The organism is Crossiella sp. CA-258035 (genome assembly GCF_030064675.1).
Classification (GTDB): domain Bacteria; phylum Actinomycetota; class Actinomycetes; order Mycobacteriales; family Pseudonocardiaceae; genus Crossiella.
This window is the reverse complement of the sequence record NZ_CP116413.1, coordinates 1,132,314-1,151,913: the sequence shown is the minus strand read 5'-3', so window position 1 is coordinate 1,151,913 and position 19,600 is coordinate 1,132,314. Positions and strand designations below refer to the sequence as shown.

The 19,600-nt window shown below is 71.5% G+C and carries 21 protein-coding genes; 10 read left to right on the top strand and 11 right to left on the bottom strand.

All coding sequences use genetic code 11. The features are described from left to right. Nucleotides 1-199 precede the first annotated feature (199 nt). The gene (locus tag N8J89_RS05550) at nucleotides 200-904 is read left to right on the top strand and encodes a ThuA domain-containing protein (RefSeq protein ID WP_502868420.1); all 705 of its coding nucleotides are present in this window, start codon (nucleotides 200-202) and stop codon (nucleotides 902-904) included. Here N8J89_RS05550 and N8J89_RS05545 read toward each other — a convergent pair. Next, a complete protein-coding gene (locus N8J89_RS05545) occupies nucleotides 882-1,286 on the bottom strand; it encodes a pyridoxamine 5'-phosphate oxidase family protein (RefSeq protein WP_283663277.1) in 405 nt (134 codons plus the stop codon). The two genes, N8J89_RS05550 and N8J89_RS05545, sit on opposite strands and share 23 nt — an antisense overlap. A gap of 209 nt (nucleotides 1,287-1,495) precedes the next feature. Here N8J89_RS05545 and N8J89_RS05540 point away from each other — a divergent pair, with 209 nt between their 5' ends. Beyond that, nucleotides 1,496-2,035: an RNA 2'-phosphotransferase gene (locus N8J89_RS05540; RefSeq protein ID WP_283663276.1), complete on the top strand. Its 540-nt coding sequence runs from the start codon at nucleotides 1,496-1,498 to the stop codon at nucleotides 2,033-2,035. A 155-nt stretch (nucleotides 2,036-2,190) separates the two neighbouring features. On the opposite strand, the gene N8J89_RS05535 is transcribed toward N8J89_RS05540, so the two are convergent. Next, nucleotides 2,191-3,171, bottom strand: a complete 981-nt coding sequence (locus N8J89_RS05535) for a helix-turn-helix domain-containing protein (RefSeq protein WP_283663275.1) — start codon at nucleotides 3,169-3,171, stop codon at nucleotides 2,191-2,193. A 156-nt stretch (nucleotides 3,172-3,327) separates the two neighbouring features. On the opposite strand from N8J89_RS05535, the gene N8J89_RS05530 reads away from it, so the two are divergent. After that, nucleotides 3,328-4,188 (top strand): oxidoreductase, encoded by an 861-nt coding sequence (locus tag N8J89_RS05530; RefSeq protein ID WP_283663274.1) that lies wholly within the window; start codon nucleotides 3,328-3,330, stop codon nucleotides 4,186-4,188. Nucleotides 4,189-4,195: 7 nt separating this feature from the next. Here N8J89_RS05530 and N8J89_RS05525 read toward each other — a convergent pair whose 3' ends face one another. After that, nucleotides 4,196-5,950 carry an ABC transporter ATP-binding protein gene (locus tag N8J89_RS05525; protein WP_283663273.1) on the bottom strand — a complete coding sequence of 585 codons (1,755 nt, stop codon included), beginning with the start codon at nucleotides 5,948-5,950 and terminating at the stop codon, nucleotides 4,196-4,198. A gap of 120 nt (nucleotides 5,951-6,070) precedes the next feature. Between N8J89_RS05525 and N8J89_RS05520 the strand changes: the two genes are divergently transcribed. After that, the gene (locus N8J89_RS05520) at nucleotides 6,071-6,655 is read left to right on the top strand and encodes a TetR/AcrR family transcriptional regulator (RefSeq protein WP_283663272.1); all 585 of its coding nucleotides are present in this window, start codon (nucleotides 6,071-6,073) and stop codon (nucleotides 6,653-6,655) included. Here N8J89_RS05520 and N8J89_RS05515 read toward each other — a convergent pair. Next, the gene (locus N8J89_RS05515) at nucleotides 6,609-7,217 is read right to left on the bottom strand and encodes a TetR/AcrR family transcriptional regulator (RefSeq protein ID WP_283663271.1); all 609 of its coding nucleotides are present in this window, start codon (nucleotides 7,215-7,217) and stop codon (nucleotides 6,609-6,611) included. The genes N8J89_RS05520 and N8J89_RS05515 overlap by 47 nt on opposite strands. A 64-nt stretch (nucleotides 7,218-7,281) precedes the next feature. Here N8J89_RS05515 and N8J89_RS05510 point away from each other — a divergent pair, with 64 nt between their 5' ends. From N8J89_RS05510 to N8J89_RS05495, 4 genes are all read left to right on the top strand, one after another. Next, a complete protein-coding gene (locus N8J89_RS05510) occupies nucleotides 7,282-7,851 on the top strand; it encodes a TetR/AcrR family transcriptional regulator (protein WP_283663270.1) in 570 nt (189 codons plus the stop codon). A gap of 196 nt (nucleotides 7,852-8,047) precedes the next feature. Continuing rightward, on the top strand, nucleotides 8,048-8,392 hold the full coding sequence (locus N8J89_RS05505; protein ID WP_283663269.1) for a hypothetical protein: 345 nt from the start codon (nucleotides 8,048-8,050) through the stop codon (nucleotides 8,390-8,392). Nucleotides 8,393-8,408: 16 nt separating this feature from the next. Further along, the gene (locus tag N8J89_RS05500; RefSeq protein ID WP_283663268.1) at nucleotides 8,409-9,425 is read left to right on the top strand and encodes a PPE domain-containing protein; all 1,017 of its coding nucleotides are present in this window, start codon (nucleotides 8,409-8,411) and stop codon (nucleotides 9,423-9,425) included. Next, a complete protein-coding gene (locus N8J89_RS05495; protein ID WP_283663267.1) occupies nucleotides 9,422-10,234 on the top strand; it encodes an ESX secretion-associated protein EspG in 813 nt (270 codons plus the stop codon). The genes N8J89_RS05500 and N8J89_RS05495 overlap by 4 nt, the downstream gene beginning before the upstream one ends. Here the strand turns inward: N8J89_RS05495 and N8J89_RS05490 are convergent. The 6 genes from N8J89_RS05490 to N8J89_RS05465 all read right to left on the bottom strand — a co-directional run bounded on the left by N8J89_RS05490 (nucleotide 10,152) and on the right by N8J89_RS05465 (nucleotide 17,374). Beyond that, nucleotides 10,152-10,643, bottom strand: a complete 492-nt coding sequence (locus N8J89_RS05490) for a methylated-DNA--[protein]-cysteine S-methyltransferase (RefSeq protein ID WP_283663266.1) — start codon at nucleotides 10,641-10,643, stop codon at nucleotides 10,152-10,154. The genes N8J89_RS05495 and N8J89_RS05490 overlap by 83 nt on opposite strands. Nucleotides 10,644-10,651: 8 nt before the next feature. Continuing rightward, complete coding sequence (locus N8J89_RS05485; RefSeq protein WP_283666101.1) at nucleotides 10,652-12,121, bottom strand: DNA-3-methyladenine glycosylase 2 family protein; 1,470 nt, start codon at nucleotides 12,119-12,121, stop codon at nucleotides 10,652-10,654. 68 nt (nucleotides 12,122-12,189) lie between these two features. Continuing rightward, nucleotides 12,190-13,644, bottom strand: a complete 1,455-nt coding sequence (locus N8J89_RS05480; RefSeq protein WP_283663265.1) for a glycoside hydrolase family 28 protein — start codon at nucleotides 13,642-13,644, stop codon at nucleotides 12,190-12,192. A 129-nt stretch (nucleotides 13,645-13,773) separates the two neighbouring features. Beyond that, nucleotides 13,774-15,930 carry a putative bifunctional diguanylate cyclase/phosphodiesterase gene (locus tag N8J89_RS05475; RefSeq protein WP_283663264.1) on the bottom strand — a complete coding sequence of 719 codons (2,157 nt, stop codon included), beginning with the start codon at nucleotides 15,928-15,930 and terminating at the stop codon, nucleotides 13,774-13,776. Nucleotides 15,931-16,107: 177 nt separating this feature from the next. Further along, nucleotides 16,108-16,953, bottom strand: coding sequence for an NAD(P)H-binding protein (locus N8J89_RS05470; protein WP_283663263.1), 846 nt, complete (start codon nucleotides 16,951-16,953; stop codon nucleotides 16,108-16,110). Next, the gene (locus N8J89_RS05465; protein WP_283663262.1) at nucleotides 16,946-17,374 is read right to left on the bottom strand and encodes a nuclear transport factor 2 family protein; all 429 of its coding nucleotides are present in this window, start codon (nucleotides 17,372-17,374) and stop codon (nucleotides 16,946-16,948) included. The genes N8J89_RS05470 and N8J89_RS05465 overlap by 8 nt, the downstream gene beginning before the upstream one ends. Nucleotides 17,375-17,446: 72 nt before the next feature. Here N8J89_RS05465 and N8J89_RS05460 point away from each other — a divergent pair, with 72 nt between their 5' ends. Both N8J89_RS05460 and N8J89_RS05455 read left to right on the top strand, forming a co-directional pair. After that, nucleotides 17,447-18,070 (top strand): TetR/AcrR family transcriptional regulator, encoded by a 624-nt coding sequence (locus tag N8J89_RS05460; RefSeq protein ID WP_283663261.1) that lies wholly within the window; start codon nucleotides 17,447-17,449, stop codon nucleotides 18,068-18,070. Between the two features lie 10 nt (nucleotides 18,071-18,080). Continuing rightward, nucleotides 18,081-18,509, top strand: coding sequence for a nitroreductase family deazaflavin-dependent oxidoreductase (locus tag N8J89_RS05455; RefSeq protein ID WP_283663260.1), 429 nt, complete (start codon nucleotides 18,081-18,083; stop codon nucleotides 18,507-18,509). 3 nt (nucleotides 18,510-18,512) lie between these two features. Here N8J89_RS05455 and N8J89_RS05450 read toward each other — a convergent pair whose 3' ends face one another. Next, nucleotides 18,513-19,559 carry a phosphotransferase gene (locus N8J89_RS05450; RefSeq protein WP_283663259.1) on the bottom strand — a complete coding sequence of 349 codons (1,047 nt, stop codon included), beginning with the start codon at nucleotides 19,557-19,559 and terminating at the stop codon, nucleotides 18,513-18,515. Nucleotides 19,560-19,600: the final 41 nt, after the last annotated feature.

Sequence of the window (19,600 nt, the reverse complement as noted above, 5' to 3'; positions counted from 1 at the left end):
GCCGTTGGCCGGCCACGATCCCGCCGCCATGGCTCTGTTCTCACCGCCCTGGAACAGGAAGAGGATCGGCATGTCTGACGGCAGGCGTGCTCGGGTGACGCAGGTTGTTGCGTTGCTCGTGGCGTTGGTGGTTCTTGTGTTGGTGCCTGGGCAAGGGGGTAGTGCGGCTCCTGCGGCGCCTCGGTACAAAGTGTTGGGGTTGTACCAGGGGACTTGGGATGCGGCGCACATCTCGTTTGTCAAGGAGGCCAATCCTTGGTTTTCGCGGATGGCTGCGCAGCACAATTTCTCATATACCGCGAGTACTGACTGGAACATTCTGGCCAATGACTCCGCGTTGAACCAGTACCAGGTGGTCATGTTCCTGGACGCGTTGCCGGGGTCGGCGGCGCAGCGGAGTGGGTTCCAGCGGTACGTGGAGCGGGGTGGGGGCTGGCTGGGGTTCCATGTGGCCGCTTACAACGACAATCCCAACGGGTGGGGCTGGTACCACAACACGCTGTTGGGGACGGGGCGGTTCCGGAACAACACCTGGGGGCCGACCACGGCCAAGCTCAAGGTGGAGAACCGGTCGCATCCGGCTACGGCTGGGCTGCCTTCGGTGTTCACCTCGTCGGTGAGCGAGTGGTACAGCTGGACGAATGACCTGCGGCAGAATCCGAACATCCAGATCCTGGCTTCGGTGGATCCGTCGAGCTTCCCGTTGGGGACGGATCCGAACCAGACCTGGCGGTCGGGGTACTACCCGATCATGTGGACCAACAAGAACTACCGGGTTCTGTACGCCAACTTCGGGCACAACGCCATGGACTATCCGAACAACCGGCCGCTGTCGTCGACTTTTGCCAGCGAGACGCAGAACAAGTTTCTGATTGACGGGCTCAACTGGCTGGGGAGCCGCTGATCCAAGACTCCGGGCGCATGCTGAGCAGGACCGCGTCCGGGGTCTGGTTCGCTTCGACGAAGGCGGCTGCTGCTTCCGGGGGCAGGTAGCGGCTGACGATGCGGAGCAGGGTCGCGTGTGGCGGGTTGGACTGCCAGGTGACCGGGCCCTCGACGGTGACGTAGCCGTACGGGGGTTCGGCGTGCTGGACGGCCAGGCTGAACCGGCCGGCGGCACGGACCAGTTGCGCCTTGCGGGAGCTGTCGCGGGTCCAGACCAGCACCTCGCCGTCCCGGTAGTCGTACCAGACCGGGACGGCGAGGGGGCCGCGGTTCTCGCGGGTGACGGCCAGGATGGCGACGTGGGGGGCGGCGAGGAAGTCGGTGCGGTCCTGCACGGACATGGGCACTGGCGGATCTCCTAGCCGGGTTGGGGTCCTGGTCGGCGGCTGGTTCCTGGTCACGTGGCCGAGAACCTGGTTGTTGATCGTCGCAGGGCTGGCGTGGTCGGGGGAGGGTGTCTTATATATCCCGATGTGGCTGTGGTTTTTGGTAGTGCTGGGCGATAAATCGGTGGGGCTAGGGGCCGGTGGCGGGGTTCACTGGGGCCGAGATGGATGAGAAGAAGATGGTTCGGGTGTCCAAGCGGCTTTCGCGGCACCTGCGGCATGCGCCCGGCGAGATCGGGCTCGAGTTGGGCGACGGGGGCTGGGTTTCCGTCGATGAGTTGCTGAAAGGCTTGGGGCAGCACGGTTTCCGGGTCAGCCGGGCCGAGCTGGACGAGGTGGTGGAGCGCAATGACAAGCGGCGGTTCGCCTTTGACGAGACCGGGACGTTGATCCGGGCGAGTCAGGGGCACTCCGTCGCGGTGGACCTGGGGCTGGCGGAGGCCGCGCCGCCGGAGGTGTTGTTCCACGGGACGGTGGGGGCCGCCTTGGACGCCATCTGGCGGGAGGGGTTGCGGCCGATGCGGCGGCATCACGTGCACTTGTCCGCCACGGAGGAGACCGCGGTCCGGGTGGGGGCGCGGCGGGGCAAGCCGGTGGTGTTGCGGGTGGACGCGGCGCGGATGTCCGTTGCCGGGTACCGGTTCTACGTCAGCGCCAATGGGGTGTGGCTGACGGATCGGGTGCCGCCGGAGTACCTGCGCTAGGTGAGTGAGTCCTGCCGGTTGTGCGGTTGTGTCTAGATGGCGGCGGTCATGGCCTGGACGCGCTGCGCGATGCGCGGTTGCGGTAGTTCGGGCGCGACAGCCGCACTCGGCGTTTGGTGAGGCAGCCGTGGACACCGCCCGGACCGGGGACCTAGTCAGCTAGGTGGGTGTGACGGGTCCTGTGCTTGTGCGTCGGGGTTCAGGCCGCCGCTGGTGGTGCGTCCGGGGGCGGCAGGGGCGGTCCGGGGGCGGTGGCCGCGTGCGCGGTTCACGACGTCTGGGCTCGGGGTGGCTGTGCTGGCCCAGTTGGCCAGGAAGTGCAGGGCTTCGGCGGAGCGGGAGTTGGGTTCGGCCGTGTAGACCACGAGCTTCTGGTCCGCCGCGTCGCGTAGGTCCATGGTCTGGTAGTCCAGGGTTATCGGGCCCGCGATGGGGTGCAGCAGGGTTTTTTGGCCGAACTCCTGGGCGCGGACTCGGTGGGCGGCCCACCAGTGACGGAAGTCCGGGTCCTTCACCGAGAGCTCGCCGACCAGGGCGGCCAGTTTGGGGTCGTCCGGGTAGCGGGAGGCGTCCTCGCGCAGGTGGGCCACGCAGTCGCGGACGACCTGGTCCCAGTTCTGGAACATCGGGCGCACCCTCGGGTCCAGGAACGTCAGCCGCAGCAGGTTGCGGTCCGCGGGCGGGAGCGTGGCGAAGTCGAGGTAGAGGGCCGCGCCGAGGGTGTTCCAGGCCAGCACCTCCATGCGTCGGCCGAGCACCATTGCCGGTAGGCCGGACAGGCCGTCGAGCAGCTGCTGGGTTTGGCGGCGTACTGAGGTGGCCGGGGTGCGGGAGGTCTGGCCTCGGACGGGTTCGGCGACGCGCAGCAGGTAGGCGTGTTCGTCCTCGCGCAGGTTGAGCGCGCGGGCGAGGGCGTCCAGGACGGCGCGGGAGACGTTGCGGGTGCGGCCCTGTTCCAGGCGCACCAGGTAGTCGACGCTCACCCCGGCCAGCTGGGCCAGCTCCTCGCGGCGCAGGCCGGGGACGCGGCGTTTGCGGCCGTCCTCGGGCAGGCCGCGGTCGGCCGGGTCCACCCGCGAGCGGCAGGCGCGCAGGTACTCGCCGAGTGCGGCGCCTGCGGGTGGGGTGCGGTCCATGGGGGCCATTCTGGCGGAGTTGGCGTGGGGTTGCCTGGTACTGGCAGTCCCAGGGACGGGGCGTCCCAGGGACGGAGAGGTCCTGGTAGGGCGGCTGCGGGAGCGGGAGAGTCGGTGGCAGCACAACAGCGACCAACGACTTCTGGGAGTCAGCACATGACCACGTGGTTCATCACCGGCGCGTCGCGGGGCTTCGGCCTGGAGATCGCCCGGCAGGCGCTTGACCGCGGTGACTCGGTGATCGCCACCGCCCGCGATCCGAAGGCGGTCCTGGCCGCGCTGCCCGGTCACGGCGAGCGGCTGCTGGCCGTGCCGCTGGACGTCACCGACGAGGCGGCCGCGGCACGGGCGGTCGCGGACGGGGTGGCCCGGTTCGGCCGGATCGACGTGCTGGTCAACAACGCCGGGCGCGGGCTGCTCGGCACCGTGGAGGAGCTCAGCGACGCCGAGGTGCGGGCGGTGTTCGACACCAACGTCTTCGGGCTGCTGTCGGTCACCCGCGCGGTGCTGCCGGTGTTCCGGGCGCAGCGCGCGGGCAAGATCCTCAACATCAGCTCGGTCGGCGGCGTGGTGAGCTGGGGCGGCTGGGGCGCCTACTGCGGCACCAAGTTCGCGGTGGAGGCCTTCTCCGAGTCGCTGCGGCTGGAGCTGGCGCCACTGGGCGTGCAGGTCACCTCGGTGCAGCCGGGGCCGTTCCGCACCGACTTCCTCGACTCCTCCTCGCTGGTCCGCGCGGCCACCGTGATCGAGGACTACGCGGCGACCGGTGGGGTGATGCGGAACTGGGCCGACGACACCAACCACAGCCAGCAGGGCGACCCGGTGAAGGCGGCCGAGGTGATGATCGCGGTGACCGACCGGGAGGTGCTGCCGGCCAGGCTGCCGCTGGGCAGCTCCGCAGTGGCGGACATCGAGGCGCACCTGGCCGAGGTCGCGCGGGAGCTGGAGGAGGTGCGTGCGCTGGCGGTGTCCACCGACTTCGCTGACGCCGTCGCCGGGTCCCAGCTCCCGCGATGACCAGGGGTCAGGCCGCGCTGGTGGCCGGGGCGATGCGCAGCGCGGCCACCAGGTCCCGGTACAGCTCGTCGGTGGCGAGCAGCTCCGCGTGGTTACCGAGGGCTCGGCGCTTTCCCTTCTCCAGCAACAGGATCTGGTCGGCGTCGAGCACAGTGGACAGTCGGTGCGCGATGGTCACCACCGCGCCGCGGGCGGAGATCCGGTTGATCACGTCCTGCACCGCGGCCTCGGTCAGGCCGTCCAGCTGGGCGGTGGCCTCGTCCAGCAGCAGGATCTCCGGGTCGCTGACCAGGGCGCGGGCCAGTGCGATCCGCTGGCGCTCGCCGCCGGAGACCGCGGCACCGGAGAGCACCGTGTCCAGTCCGTCCGGCAGGTCGCGGGCCCGCTCGGCCAGCCGGACGGCCTCCAGCGCGGCCCACAACTCCTCGTCGGTGGCGTCGGTGTGGGTGTAGCGCAGGTTCTCCCGCAGCGTGCCGGGCACCAGCGGGGTGTCCTGCTCCACGTAGACGATCCGCCGGCGCACCTCGGCCAGCGACCACTCGTCGTAGGAGGCGCCGTCCAGGGCGAGCTCGCCGCGTTCGGGCTGCAGGAAGCGCAGCATCAGGGAGAACATGGTGGTCTTGCCGGAGCCGGACGGGCCGACGATCGCGGTGTGCCCGGTGCGTGGGATGTCCAGGCTGATGCCGTCCAGCGCGGCCGGGGCGCCCGGCGCGTACCTGGCGGTGACCTCGCGGAAGGAGAGCACCGGGGCCTGCGCGGCCGGCACCGGCTCCTTGGGCAGGCGCTCGCTCTGCTCCACGGACAGGTTCTCGATCTCCCTGATCCGGGCCGCGGCGGCCAGGCCGGACTGGAGCTGGGTGAAGGTGCGGGTCAGGGTGGAGACCGGTTCCATGACCTGGAAGGCGTAGAGCAGGAAGGCGACCAGGCTGGACACCGGCAGCGCGCCGGAGCTGACCCGCCAGGCGCCCAGCGCCAGGATCAGCAGGATGGCCAGCTGGATGCCCCAGCTCGCGGTGGTCCAGGCCACCGCCTCGATCCGCACCGCGCGCACGCTCTGCTTGGCGGACTCCTGGGCCTCGGTGAGGATCCGGCCGCTCTCCCTGGCCTCGGCGCGGCTGGCCTTGACCGTGCGGATGGCGCGCAGCGCGCCTTCCAGCACGCCGCCGAGCCTGCCGACCGCGGCCTGGGCGTTCTGCTGGGCCGCGGCAAGCGGGGACATCAGCACCGCAACCACGATGCCGACCACGATGAGCACCACCACGGTGGCCCCGAACAGCACCAGGTCCAGCACGCCCATCAGGATCAGCGCGCCGGCCAGTGCGACCGCGCCGTTGACGAAGTTGACCACGCTGTCGGTGGCGGCCTCGCGCAGCAGCACGGTGTCCGAGGTGACCCGAGTGACCAGCTCGCCGCTGGACCGGTTGGTCAGCTCGCCGATCCGGACCCGGAACAGCCTGCGCACCATGGTGCTGCGGGCGTCCAGCACGATCCGCTCGGCCAGCTTGCCCAGCAGGATCCACTGGGCCAGGCCGAGCAGGGCGCCGAGCAGCAGCAGGCCCACCAGCAGCGCCACCATGGGCAGGATCGGCGCGGCCGTGGCCAGGCCGTCCAGCACCGACTTGGTGACCAGCGGCGTGGCCAGGGTGGCCCCGGTGGTGCCAAGGCCCAGCACCAGGCCGAGCAGCAGCGTCCGGCGGTGTGGTCGCACGAAGGACCACAGCACCTTGGTGTTCTGCCAGCGTGGCGATTCGGCTTCCGGCATGTCCTTGCCCCCAAGGAGTTCGGTTGGGTCGAGCAAGAACGTACCACCGTGGGACACAGTTGTCCCAAAATTTGTGACCTAAAGTTCCTAACTGGGATTACCGAGTACTAGAGTGTCGATATGACCAGCGCCACTCGGGAGTCAGCCAGCCGCAGTCGGACCCGCCGGGCCATCCTGGACGCCGCCGTGGTGGTCCTTGCCCAGCGGTCCTCCGCCTCGATGGCCGAGATCGCCGACGCCGCCGAGGTCGGGCGCAGCACGCTGCACCGCTACTTCCCGGAGCGCTCCGAGCTGATGACCGCGATCTTCCGGATGACCGTGGACCGGCTGCGGTCCGCGCTGGCCGAGGCGAAGCTTGCCGAGGGCACCCCGGCGGAGGCGCTGCGCCGGGCGGTGCACGCCTACTTCGAGCTGACCCCGGCGATGATCCAGGTGTGCAGCGAGGGGCAGCAGCGCCATGCCGACGACTGGCTGGCCGAGGCCTTCGTGGAGGCCGACAAGCCGGTGGCGCGGCTGATCACCCGCGCGCAGGCCGAGGGCTACCTCGACCCGGCGGTGAACCCGGAGTGGATCTACAAGGTGCTGTGGTGGAACGTCTACGCCGGGATCGAGGCCACCGGCGAGGGCCTGATGGGCAAGCACCAGGCGGCCGAGTCGGTCATCCGGCTACTGGAGCGGGGGTTGCCGGTTTCGGCAGGTTCATGACCGCGGCGGCCACCACCTCACCGATGGTCTCATCGCTCAAACCGCTGCGGCGCAAGAGCTCCACGCCCTGCACGGTGGCCAGCAGCAGCCGGGCCGCCGTGGTGGTGTCCAGGTCGGAAGCCAGGTCGCCCTCGGTCACCGCGGCATCCAGGGCACCGGCGACCAGGCCCTCGAGCGCGAGGAAGGTGGCCCGGGTGCGCTCCCGCACCTCCGGGTCCTCCTCGCCCAGCTCGGCCGCGCCGTTGACCAGCATGCAGCCGAACCGGTCCTTGTCCCCCGGCTTGGCAACCAGCCGGACGAGCTGGTCACGCAGGTTCCGCAGGGCGGGCCCGTCTCCGCGCAGGCCCTCGCAGATCGCCCGGACCTGGCGCTCGCGGTTGATGTCCAGCGCGCGCAGGAACAGCCGCCGCTTGTCGCCGAAGGCGCCGTACAGGCTGCCCTTGCCGAGGCCGGTGGCGTGCATTAGGTCATCCAGCGAGGTGGCCGCGTAGCCGGAGCGCTCGAACTGGGCGCAGACGGCGGCCAGCACCTCGTCTTCGTCGAAGCTCCGCGGCCGTGGCATGCCCCGAATGCTAGTCCGCTCATCAGCCTCTTCAGATAGAACGAACGTTCTGTATGATGGTGGCATGAGCACCGACGCCAAGGTCTCCGCGCCGCGGGAGCGGCTGCTGGCCACCGCCTCCGAGCTGTTCTACGCCGAGGGCATCCAGGCCATCGGGGTGGACCGGCTGGTCAAGGACGCCTCGGTGACCAGGGCCACCTTCTACCGGCACTTCCCCACCAAGGAAGACCTGGTGGTGGCCTACCTGCGCGCGCAGGACGAGCAGATCCGCGGCGGCGTCGAGGCGGCCATGGCCGGCCAGAGGCCGGTCGAGGCGGTGCACACCATGCTCGGCGCGTTCGCCAAGGCCAGCTGCGGCCCCGGCTTCCGGGGCTGCGCCTTCCTCAACGCGGCCGCGGAGTACCCGGACCCGCGGTCCGCGGTGCGGGCGGTCGTGCGAGAGCACCGCGGCTGGTTCCACGACGGGCTGCGCGACCGGCTGACCGAGGCGGGGCACCCGGACCCCGGCCACGCGGCCACCGCGCTGGTGCTACTGCGGGACGGCATCATGTCCGGTGGTTACCTGGACCAGCCCGCCGATGTACAGTCCACTGTGGACAGATTGGTGGACGGCGTGCTGGCCGGAAGTTGTTGACCACCGACTTTCGCCGGGTATTCAGTGGATTTGCGCCACATGCGGCCGAACAGGTGATTTCCGCCGGCTGGCCAGTGACCGATGATCGGCACACAGCCTTGTTCACCTGCGGACACGATGATCCGCGCACGACAATCCCAGTTGGACAACCGATTTGCCAGTTTCGGCGGACCGCCGAGTGATCTAGCGTCGGCGCGTGTTCACTACCGCCGCCCCGGTTCAGCACGCGCCTGGCAGGCTGCTCGTGGACGCCGAGGAGATCGAGGCCACCAGGGCCGCCTTCGTCGAGGCGATCAACGAACTGGCCCCGCTGTTGCGGCAGGCCCAGCACAACCTGATCAGCTGGCCCGCGGCCTCGGACGAGGTGAGCAGGGCGGCGGCCGGGGAGCAGACCCGGCGCGGGGTGCAGTCCGAGGACTCCGCGCTGGCCGTGCTGACGGTGTACCTGGCCGAGCTGTTCCACGCGGTCGAGCAGCTGGACGCGGCCGCGGCCGAGTACCGCGCCGCCGAGCAGAGTGCGACCACTGGTTTTCGGGTCTGAGAAGGGAAGGACCGGCATGCGAGGCGCCCATGGACGCTGCTGGCTGGCCGTCCCGCACCTCAAGATCTACCTGGACCTCCACTGTGGACCCGGCGTCGGCGTGACCGAGCCCGCGGTGACCACCTACCGGCAGCTCGCCGAGGCGCTGCACCGGGTCGATGAGAACCTGCACAACCGGCTGGCCAAGCTGCGCACCGGCTGGCAGGGTGCGGCCGCCACCGGCACCGCCGAGGCGCTGACCCCGCTGGCCGGCTGGGCCGCGGAGACCAAGGTCGCGATGGACACCGAGGCCGGCGCCACCCAGGAGTGCGCCGACGCCTACGCCGACGCGCGCAACCAGGTGCCGCCGCCGCGGTTCTTCCCGACCAAGCCGGTGACCGCGGTGGCCTGGCTGCCCGCGCTGGTGGACAACCGGATCGACTACGAGCCGGTGGAGGTGCAGGTCGATTCGGCGCACGCGGAGGCGGCGCGGGCGATGGAGGTCTACGAGGAGCGGGTGGACACCGCGCTGGCCACGCTGCCGCCGCTGGTGAACCCGCCCCGGCTGGACATCGAGATCGTCGCACCCGGCTCGCTGCTGTCCGGGCTGTCGCTGAAGAACCCGTTGGGGCTCAACGCCTCGGTCACGGTGAGCCGGGCCGCCCAGCCGGCCCCGCAGCCGCCGCACGCGCCCGTGGCGCACCCGGCGCTGCCGGATCCCGCGCCGGTGCCGCTGGTGCCTCAGGAACACCCGGTGCCGCGATCGTCCACTGTGGACCGCACCCAGGTGTGGTCGGTGACCGGAGACGGCAACCCGGCCGACGATCACCGTACGCAGCAGCACAATCCGCCGCGACCGAGCATGGTGGTGCGGTCGGTGCCGGAGCCGAGGACTGAGAAGTCCACTGTGGACCGCAAGCGCTCGGAGACGGATCAGGAGCAGGGCGGGCTCGGCCTGCGCAACGGGGTGCTGGGCTACCACCCGGTGCCGCGGCCCCCGCTGGAGACCGAGGAGGAGACGCCCGCGGTCATCGGCCAGTCCCCCGTGCCGTGACCGCGTTCACGCTCTCCGCCGCCGCGGTGGACCTGTTGTGGCAGCGGCTGGAACTGGGGCCGCAGCCACTGGTGGTCCGGGTCCCGGCGCAGGCGCACACCGAGGCCGAGCGGGCCGAACAGGCACTGGCCGTGGACGCCGAGCTGTCCGCGGCCGGACTGGTGCTGCGCGGCGGGGTGCACCCGGAACTGGTGGCGCTGCTGCGGATGCTGGCCCGGCCGGAGCGGGAGCTGGACGCGCGGCTGTTCCTGGAGCAGCCGGTGCGCGCGCTGGCCGCCGCCGCGGGTGAGCAGGCCGCGCTGGTGGTGCTGGCCGGGGACCGCTGGCAGGTCACCGTGCTGGAGCCGACCGGGCTGACGCACGCGATCCTCTCGCCGCTGCCCGAGCGGCCACCGGGGCCGGGCGAGAGCGTGTCGGTGCGCTCCGCGACGCTCAGCGCGGCCGCGGCCACCGGGGACCTGGAGGCGTTCGAGGCGGCGCTCGGCGAGCACGGGGTGCCCGCCGCGCAGGCCGCGGCGCTGGCGCTGATGTTCCGGGAGCCGGTGGACTACGGACAGTTCGGCGCGGCCGCGCTGGATGCCACCGGGCGGCGGCGCCGGGCCGAGCGGGTGGTGGCCTTCCACGACACCGCCTACGGGCGCTACCTGGTGGAGGAGCACCGGGCCAGCGACGGCACCGCGTGGACCACGGTCAGCCCGGCCGACGGCAGGCGGCTGCACGGCCAGCTCACCACACTGACAGCTGATCTCGACCTCGCTCGAAGTCCAGCAGCTGCCGCTTCTTCGCCAGTCCTCCCCCATATCCGGTGAGGTTGCCGGTGGACCCGATCACCCGGTGGCAGGGCACGATGATGCTGATCGGGTTCTTGCCGTTGGCCAGGCCGACCGCGCGGGCCGCGGCGGGGTTGCCCAGCCGTTGCGCGAGCTCGCCGTAGGTGGCGGTCTCGCCGTAGGGGATCTCCAGCAGCAGCCGCCACACCGAACGCTGGAACTGTGTGCCCAGCAACGTCATCGGCAGGTCGAAGCGGCGCAGCTCGCCGGCGAAGTAGGCGTTGAGCTGCTCGATCGCCTGGCCGAACGCCGAGGGGTCCGGTTCGCCGAAGCTCTCCCTCGGCGGGAGGTGGCGCTGCTGTTCCATGTAGATCCCGGCCAGCGCGCCGTCCTGGGCGACCAGGGTCAGCGGGCCGTACGGGCTGTCGACAACAGTGTTGGTGCGCATGGGTTTCCTCACGCGGGGAGCAGGTTGATCGGATGGTCGCCGGTGGCCCAGAGGTGCTGGACCGCGTAGGCGCGCCAGGGCCGCCACAGCGCGGCGTGCCGGGTCAGCGCGGCCGGTGTGCTCGGCAGGCCAAGGGTTTGCGCGGCCAGGCGGACGCCGAGGTCGGTGGGGATGAACGCGTCCGGGTCGCCGAGGGCGCGCATGGCGATGGTCTCCACCGTCCACGGGCCGAACCCGGGCAGGGCGGCGAGCTGGGCGCGGGCCGCGGTCCAGTCGCTGCCGGGGCCGAGGTCCAGGTCCTCGTTGGCCAGCGCGTCGATCAGAGCGAGCAGGGTGCGGCGGCGGGACTCCGGCATGGCCAGTGCGGCGGGGTCCAGCCCGGCCAGCGCCTGCGGGGCCGGGAAGAGGTGGGTGAGACCGCCGTCCGGGTCCTCGATCGGCTGGCCGTGCGCGGCGACCAGGCGGCCGGCGTGCGTGCGGGCGGCCGCGGTGGAGACCTGCTGGCCGAGCACCGCGCGCACGGCGAACTCGGCCGGGTCCACGGTGTGTGGCACCCGGCGGCCAGGGTTCTTCTCCACCAACGGTTTCAGCACCGGGTCAGCGCTCAGCTGCTCGTCGACGGCGGCCGGGTCGGCGTCCAGGTCGAGCAGCACCCGGCAGCGGCTGATGGCCACCGGCAGGTCGCGCACGTCGGTGAGGGACAGCCGGCAGCCGATGTGGTCGGGCTGTGGCCACAGCTCGACGATGCCGTGGCCGTGCGGCAGGCGCAGGGTGCGGCGGTAGGCGCCGTCCCGCCACTCCTCCACCCCGGGCACCGCGGTGGCGGCGAGGTGGCCGAACAGGTTGTCCGGGCAGAGCGGTTTGCGGAAGGGCAGCCGCAGCAGCACCGCGCCGGTGGTGGCCGCCGGGATGCCGCGGCCGGCGCGGGCGCGGAGCTCGCTGGGCGAGAGTGCGAACACCTCGCGCACGGTGTCGTTGAAGGTGCGCACGCTGCCGAACCCGGCGGCCAGCGCGATGTCGGTCATGCTCAGCGCGCTGGTCTCGATGAGCAGCCGGGCGGTTTGCGCGCGCTGCGCCCTGGCCAGCGCCAGCGGTCCGGCGCCGAGCTCGGCGTTGAGCTGGCGCTCCACCTGGCGGGTGCTGTAGCCGAGGTGCGCGGCCAGTCCCGGCACGCCCTCGCGGTCCACCACGCCCTCGGCGATCAGGCGCATGGCCCTGGCGACCGCGTCGGCGCGGTGGTTCCACTCCGGCGAGCCGGGGCTGGCGTCCGGGCGGCAGCGCTTGCAGGCGCGGTAGCCGGCCTGCTGGGCGGCGGCCGCGCTGGGGTAGAAGGTCATGTTGCGCGGCTTGGGCGGCCGCACCGGGCAACTGGGCCGGCAGTAGATGCCGGTGGTGCGCACCGCGGTGAAGAACCAGCCGTCGAACCGCTCGTCCTTGGCCTGGACCGCCCGCAGGCACCGCTCGAAGTCCTCGTGCACACCGACCAGCATCACCGCTTGCCCGCGCCCGCGCTAGCGAGAATCCGACATCCACCTCGCGGGCGGGGTCAGGGTCGCATGGGTTTGCCGTTCACCGTGGTGCCGGTGATCTTGAGGTTGTCCACGAACTTGATGGTGTTCGCGGTGCTGGCCACCCCGTCGAACTTGCAGTCGGTCAGCTCGAGGCCCCTGACGTGCGACTCGGGCAGGCCGCTGACGTTAAGCACCGAGGCGGCCTTGGTGCTGCCGCAGTTGGTCAGGCGGAAGGGACCGAAGACCGGTGGCGTGCTGCCGGTCTGGTTGTTGTAGGTGGAGTTGACGAAGACCACCGAGCGGACGTAGGCGCCGGTGACCGAGTCCAGGTTGATGTTGGTGGAGAAGCCGCCGCGCTGGGTGTTGGACTTGACGTAGAGCGCGAACTTGGTCTCCCCCACCACGTTCAGCCGGTAGGCGTAGACGTTGCGGATGCCACCGGTCTGCTCGCTGCCGCAGGTGATCGCGCCCCAGTTGCCGTTCATCCGGCAGTCCGCGACCACGATGTTCTGACAGGGCACGTTGATCCGGCGGCCGTCGGCGTCCCGGCCGGACTTGATCGCGATGTTGTCGTCGTGCGCGCCCAGGTCGCAGTTGACGATCACCACGTGGTCGCAGGACTCCGGGTCCACGCCGTCGGTGTTGCTGGCCGCGGTGCTCGGGTCGGTGCTGACTCCGTCGATGGTGACGTTGCGGCACAGGGTCGGGTGGATCTGCCAGAACTTGGGGTTCTTCAGCGTGATGCCCTGGATCAGCACGTTCTCGCACCTGTACGGCTCGATGAAGGTGGAGCGCATGGTGTGCCCCGAGCCGGGGACGATCCGCTTCTCCGGCGGAACTCCCTTGGCCACCAACGATTCCAGGTAGGCGCGGTCGTTGCCCTTGTTCCACGGCGAGGTGCCGCCCGCGTCCAGGACGGCCTTGCCGGTGAGGGCGATGTTCTTCTCGCCGTAGGCGTAGATCATCGGCGAGCGGTTCATGCACTCGATGCCCTCGTACCGGGTGAGCACGGCAGGGAACTTCGTGCCGTCGCCGCTGAACTTGAGCACGACGCCGGTCTCCAGGTGCAGGTGCACGTTGCCGCGCAAGCGGATCGCGCCGGTGAGGTAGGTGCCCTTGGCCACCGTGACGTGCCCGCCGCCTGCCTTGGCGCAGGCTTCGATGGCCTTGGCGAAGGCGGCGGTGTTGTCGGTCTTGCCGTCGGGCTTGGCGCCGTAGTCGGCGGCTTTGAAGAGGCGGTCCGGGAAGGTGGGGAGGGTGGTGTCGGCGACGATCTTGTTGGCCTCGAGCCACGGGAGGGTGGGGACGGCGGGGCGGGCGAGGTGGGGGGCGGCGACGGTGCCATGGGCCGGGGCGGCGGGGCCAACCGGCGGGGCCGGGGTTGCGGGTTGGGGCGGGGAGGCCGGGGTGGCTTGGGCGGTGCTGGGTGCGAGGGCCGCGGCGGCGGTGAGGCCGGTGATCAGCGTCCGGCGGGTGATCCTGCCTTCCATGACTCCTTCTTCCGCGTCGAACGAAGGGGTGGCGGTGGCGGCCCGGTTGACCGTAAACGTTTTCGGGCGGGGTGGGCAGGGCCGAACGGCGGAGAAGGAGGGGGTGGGGGCGGGGCGGGCGCGGAGTGGTCAGTCGGTGGGGTCGGTGCCCGGGTCCGCGGTGAACAGGTCGCCGGTGGCGGATTCCGCGCCGACCGCGCGCCACCAGTCCGCCTGTTCCTGGGTGTGCACGCCGTCGACCAGGACCGTGGCTCCTGCCAGCTGCGCTGTGGCGACCAGTTCGCGGAGGGTTTTGCTGGTCAGCGAAGTGGGCTGGGCTGCTTGGCGGGCGACCAGGGGTTTGGCCACGCGGACCGTGCTGATCGGCAGGTCTTCCAGGTGTTCGATTTCGGCGGTGGTGGAGCCGAAGTCGTCCAGGGTGATGTGGACGCCGGTGTCGGCCAGGTCGGTGAGGTTGTCGACGGCCATGCGCTGGGTCAGGGTCTGGACCGGGAAGCCCAGGCGGAGCTGCGCTGGGGGCAGGCCGGTGTCGGTGACCACCCGGTGGACCACGCAGGTGAGGTCCGGCTCGACGGCCTGGGTCGGGGTGAGGCTGAGCAGGAGTGGTTGTTCCTGGCCGGAGCGCTGTACCCGGCGGCGGTTGCGTTCGGCGGCGGCCAGCATCAGCCAGGCGCCCAGCGGGATGATCAGGCCGGTTGACTCGGCCAGGTCGCGGCAGCGGTCGTGGTCCTGGGGGCCGAACTCCTGGCTTGGCCAGCACAACAGGCCTTCCATGCCGAGCAGCTCGTGGTCGGCCAGGTGGACCACCGGGCGGTGCCGGAGCTGGATCTCGCCGTTCTCCCAGGCGCCTGCCATGGCCGCGGCGATGCGGAAGGCGTCGCTGTCCTCGGTGTCCTGGCGCTGGTCGAACAGGCCCCACTGGCGGCGGCCGGTGCGCTTGACGCGGCGCAGGGTCAGGTCGGCGGCGCGCATCAGCTCGGTGGCGCCGATGGTCAGCCTCGGACGGTCCACCACGCCGATGGTGGCCGAGACCGCGATGCCGGTGCTCTCGTTGAGGTAGACCGCCTCGGACAGGTCGTGGTCGATGCGCTGCACCATGGTCAGCACCGGCGGGGTGGTCGGCGAGTTGCGCACCAGCACCGCGAACTCGTCGCCGCCGAGCCGGGCGATGATGGTGTCCTCGCCCTCGAAGATGGTGAACAGCCGGTCCGCGACGACGCGCAGCAGCCGGTCGCCGACCTCACAGCCGTAGCCGTTGTTCACCGCGGCGAAGGCGTCCAGGTCGAGGTGGTACAGGGTGACGCCGTGTTCGGGGTCGGCGCGGCGGAGCATGGTCTCGGTGGCGGTGCTGAAGTACTGCCGGTTGGGCAGCCTGGTCACCATGTCGTGCAGCGACTGCCGGTTCAGCGTGGCCTGCAGCGCGGTGACCTGGGTGTCGTCCGCGATCACCGTGACCAGCCTGCCGGGCTCGCCGTCGCTGCCCGGTTGCAGGGAGACGCTCAGCAGCGCCCACAGCGGCTCGTCTTCCTTGTGCAGCATGCGTTTCCGCTGCTGCCGCAACCGGTCCACCCGGCCCTCGCGCAGGTCCTCGCAGGCCTTGCGCAGCGACCTGCGCTCGTCCTCGGCGACCAGGTCGAACAGGGTCAGCTCGGTGAGCTCGTCGGCGGTGTAGCCGAGCAGCTCGTGCACGGCGGCGTTGGTCTTGAGGAAGGCGCCGTCCAGGTCGGTGATGGCGATGCCGCTGGCCGAGCAGCGGAAGACCTCCTCCAGCCGGGCGTCGCTGTCCTTGCGCTGCCGCTCGGCGTCGTTGGCCGCCTTGAACAGCGCCCGGTTCAGCGCCTCCTGCTGCTGGAAGATGAAGGCGCGGAAGGCTTCCAGGTAGCCGGAGGTGAGCGCGGCCAGCACCATCACCACGCGGTCGGTCAGCTTGTTCACCCGGCGCAGGCTGGGCAGGCCGAGCAGCGCCCGGCCCAGCACGTCCACGCTGCGCTCCAGGCTCTCCGGGCCGACGCAGTTGAGCCGCACCAGCTCCGCGCCCACCTGCCCGGCCGCCGAGGAGACGAACGGTTCGGCGCACACCGCGTTCACCAGGATGTCCACCAGTGCCAGCAGCCGCTGCTCCACCTCGGGGTGCGAGAGCGGTATGTAGGCGGTGGTGCTGACCAGGTACGCCCACTTCCGGGCGAGCTTCTCCCGCTCACGAGGGTTGTCGGCCGTGGAGCCGCCCTGGTGGGCCGAGACCGGGCGCCGCGGCGCCGGGAGGTCTTCCGGAAGTGGCACTGTCATGTCTGCCTGGGGAGCACGAGGAGGGTCGGGGGTCCACGAGCACGCCGGGAGTGCAAGGCACGGCGACAGGGAAGCCTACCGACGCCAGCCCGAAGTCGGCTAGCTACGGTCCGTGCCTGATCGGCTGGCTCGTCACCCGGCAACTATTACCCTAAGCAAGCAATTTGCCACACCGCGTCACCCGATTGTCGGTACCGGACCCGCCATAACGCCCAGCAGGACCGCGCGAAGGGAGCAGGGCGGCCGCCCGGTCAGCCGTAGCACGGTGTCGGTGACCCGGTCTTCCGCGCCCTGCCGGATGCCCTCGTCCAGTCCGGCCAGCAGGGCGGCGAAATCCGGTGGGTAACCAGCGGCGATGTGACGCTGGGTGAGCTCGGTCACCGAGACCGCGCGGTGCCTGGCCGGGACCCCCAGTCCGGTCAGGACCGCGGCCGCGTCGGCATAGCTCAGCGCGGCCGGCCCGGTGATCACCAGTTCTTCGTTCAACGGGGGCTCGGCGAGCAGCGCGCGCTCGGCCACCGCGGCGATGTCACCGGCGTCCACGAAGCCGACCCGCCCGTTGCCGGTGGCCGTGACCAGTTCACCCGTTTCGCGCAGTGCCACGGCAAGCGGGTGATCACCGAGGAAGTTCTGCATGAACCAGGACGGCCGCAGCACTGTCCACTCTGGACACTCGCGGCGGACCAGCGCGTGCAGCTCCCCCAGCGCCGGCGCGCCCTCGGGCACCGCGGAGGAGCTGAGCAGCACCACCCTGCGCAGCCCGGCGGCCAGCGCGGTGTCCAGGAACGCCTCGACCTGGGGCAGCGGATCGGCCTGTCCGACCGGCGCGACCAGGTACATCCGGCGCACCCCCGCGACGGCGGCCGGGTACGTGCCCGGGTCGCCCCAGTCGAAGCGGATCTGGTTGGCGGCGCTGGGTTTCCGGCTGGCCGCGCGCACCGGGTGACCGGCCGCGGCCAGCCGCCGGACCAGCCTGCTGCCGGTGGTCCCGGTGGCTCCGGTGACCAGGATCGGCTCAGTCACGCGAGACCGCCGGCAGGCTCACCGCACCGTCGAGCAGCTCGGCCACCGCGGCCGGGCTCCAGTAGTCGCGGTAGGTGTGGATCTCGCCGTCCCTGATGGTGAGCACGGCGGCGTAGCGCAGCCGGTAGGGCCTGCCGGAACGCACCACCACGCCCTCGGCCTCGAACTCGGCCACCAGCACCTCGGGGTCGGCGGTCTCGTGCACCCGGACCTCCGGGAACGACCGGATGTCCAGGATCGACGGGTAGTCCCGGACGTACTCGTGCACCGCGGCCCGCCCGGCCAGCCGGGTCGGCGCGCCGGGCGCGGCGAAGGGGAACTCCAGCACGCCCTGCTCGGCCCACAGGCCGGCGAAGCCGTCCATGTCCTTGGCCAGCAACAGCTCCAGCGCGTGCTCGAAGACCTGTCGTGGGGTCCGCATGCCTGCTCCTTCGATTGGACGGAACGGTACCGTCCCGACGTTAACACAGGATGGGACGGTACCGTTCCGTCCATGTCCGCCCGACGCACTCCCACCGGAGCCGCCGTGCTCCAGCCGCAGGTCACCGCCGCGATCACCGAGGCGGTGCTGGACGAGCTGGCCGGGTCCGGCTACGGCAGGCTGTCCATGGAGGCGGTGGCCAAGCGGGCCGGGGTGGGCAAGAGCGCGCTGTACCGGCGCTGGCCGGCCAAGCAGGACATGGTGCTGGCGGCGATGGCCGAACTCAGCGTGCCGATGGCGCCGGCCCCGGACACCGGTTCGCTGCGCGGTGACCTGCGGGTCGTGCTGACCGCGGTCCAGGACTGGCTGACCCACCCGAGGGTGGCCCGGATCCTGCCGGACCTGATCGCCGAGTCCGGCCGCAGTCCCGAGCTGGCCACGGCGATGGCCGAGCTGATCGGCGAGCCCCGACGGGCCAGGGGCGCGACCGCGCTGCGCCGGGCGATCGAGCGGGGCGAGCTGCCGCCGGACACCGATCTGGAGCTGGCGCTGGACCTTCTGGCCGCGCCGGTGTACTGGCGGGTCGTGGCCAGGCGCGCGCCGCAGGAAGATCACTACCTGGAGTCGGTGGTGGAGTTCCTGCTGCGCGGACTTTCCGTGCGCGCACCGGCGTTGACGCTGGAGGAACCGGAGTGAGGAGCCGAGGGTGAGCGCTACGCCGATCGACAGCCCGAGGGACTGGGTCAGGGAGCACATCGACCGCTACGTCGCCACCGACGGCGCCGAGGGCCACGAGTGGAACGGCACCACCACGCTGCTGCTGACCACCACCGGCCGCCGCAGCGGGGAGCCGAGGCGGACCGCGCTGATCTACCAGCGGGTCGGCGAGGACTACGTGGTGGTGGCCTCCCAGGGCGGCGCGCCCACGCACCCGGCCTGGTACCTGAACCTGCGGGAGCGGCCGGAGGTCCAGGTGCAGGTGGCCGGGGACCGGTTCACCGCGCGGGCGCGCCCCGCCGACGAGGCCGAGCGGGCCAGGCTGTGGCCGGTGATGACCGCGGCCTGGCCGGACTACGACCAGTACCAGACCAGGACCACCCGGCAGATCCCGGTGGTGGTGCTGACCAGGATCTGAGTCTCACCAGGCCGGTCCGGTGAGCAGGCGGTGCACGTTCGCCTTGTGCATCGGGTCGTAGCGGTCGAACCGCTCGATCACACCTGGTCCCCGGCGGCCGACCAGCAGGACCGCGCGGACCAGCTCGACCAGCGGCGGCACGGTTCTGGTCAGCAGCAACGGCATCAGCAGCTGTTCCTGGCCGTCGGCGAGCAGGTAGCCGCGGGCCGCCAGGTCCTGGAACGAGGCCAGGGCGCGGCGCTGGGCGGTCTCGCCGACCCGGACCCTGGCCGCGGTGTCGGCCAGCGCGGCCAGGTCCAGCAGCGGGTCGCCCACGTGCAGCGCGCCGAAGTCCAGCACGCCGAGCACCTGCGGGTCCCGGCCGCCGGAGAGCACGAACTGCTTGCCGCACAGGCTGCCGTGCACCACCGCGCGCGCCGTGCGCGGCCGCAGCGCGTCCATCAGCGGTTCGGCGGCCAGCACGCCGCGCAGCATCGCCGCGCAGGCCCGGCCCCAGTCGTCGGTGCGGCGCTCGGCCAGCGGCAGCAGGTCGCTCCTGGCCGCCTCGACCGCGGCGCGCCAGCAGGGCGGCGGCGGGACGGCGACCGCGGCCAGCGCGCTGACCACCGGCGCGGGCACCTGGTCCAGGCTGGCGCGCAGCAGCAGGCCGGCGCGCACCACGGCGGCGATCTGGTTCGGGCCGAAGTGGTGCGGCACCGCGCCCTTGAGCGCCGGGGTCAGCTCGCAGGCCAGGTCCCCGCGCCAGGTCACGGTGCCGCCGTCGGTGGTCCGCACCGGGTTGGGCGCGGGCACGCCCTGCCGCCGGCAGTGCGCCAGCACCTTCTGCCGCACCGGGAACAGCGCGGCTGGCGCGCGCTCGGCCGGGTCGAGCCGGATGGTGAACACGTGCGGCTGGGCGCTGGCGTGCACCAACCAGGAGTCGCCGGTCGGACGGCCCAGCCAGTCGGTGCGCGGGTTGAGCGGGCGGCGGGCCCACTCCGCACCCCAGCCCCTGCTCAGGGCCACGCGGACCCAGTCGACGTCGATGCGGGTGTCGAGCTGCGACAACAAGGGGGCCTCCGCCATTTCACACGTTCGAACCTGTGACCAGC

Bases quoted from the DNA above. Each gene is read 5' to 3' on its own strand.
- N8J89_RS05460 (WP_283663261.1), top strand. From the start codon at position 17,447: ATGTCCGCCCGACGCACTCCCACCGGAGCCGCCGTGCTCCAGCCGCAG.
- N8J89_RS05535 (WP_283663275.1), bottom strand. From the start codon at position 3,171: ATGGACCGCACCCCACCCGCAGGCGCCGCACTCGGCGAGTACCTGCGC.
- N8J89_RS05520 (WP_283663272.1), top strand. From the start codon at position 6,071: ATGACCAGCGCCACTCGGGAGTCAGCCAGCCGCAGTCGGACCCGCCGG.
- N8J89_RS05525 (WP_283663273.1), bottom strand. From the start codon at position 5,950: ATGCCGGAAGCCGAATCGCCACGCTGGCAGAACACCAAGGTGCTGTGG.
- N8J89_RS05480 (WP_283663265.1), bottom strand. From the start codon at position 13,644: ATGGAAGGCAGGATCACCCGCCGGACGCTGATCACCGGCCTCACCGCC.
- N8J89_RS05490 (WP_283663266.1), bottom strand. From the start codon at position 10,643: ATGCGCACCAACACTGTTGTCGACAGCCCGTACGGCCCGCTGACCCTG.
- N8J89_RS05545 (WP_283663277.1), bottom strand. From the start codon at position 1,286: ATGTCCGTGCAGGACCGCACCGACTTCCTCGCCGCCCCCCACGTCGCC.
- N8J89_RS05540 (WP_283663276.1), top strand. From the start codon at position 1,496: ATGGATGAGAAGAAGATGGTTCGGGTGTCCAAGCGGCTTTCGCGGCAC.
- N8J89_RS05500 (WP_283663268.1), top strand. From the start codon at position 8,409: ATGCGAGGCGCCCATGGACGCTGCTGGCTGGCCGTCCCGCACCTCAAG.
- N8J89_RS05530 (WP_283663274.1), top strand. From the start codon at position 3,328: ATGACCACGTGGTTCATCACCGGCGCGTCGCGGGGCTTCGGCCTGGAG.
- N8J89_RS05515 (WP_283663271.1), bottom strand. From the start codon at position 7,217: ATGCCACGGCCGCGGAGCTTCGACGAAGACGAGGTGCTGGCCGCCGTC.
- N8J89_RS05475 (WP_283663264.1), bottom strand. From the start codon at position 15,930: ATGACAGTGCCACTTCCGGAAGACCTCCCGGCGCCGCGGCGCCCGGTC.
- N8J89_RS05510 (WP_283663270.1), top strand. From the start codon at position 7,282: ATGAGCACCGACGCCAAGGTCTCCGCGCCGCGGGAGCGGCTGCTGGCC.
- N8J89_RS05465 (WP_283663262.1), bottom strand. From the start codon at position 17,374: ATGCGGACCCCACGACAGGTCTTCGAGCACGCGCTGGAGCTGTTGCTG.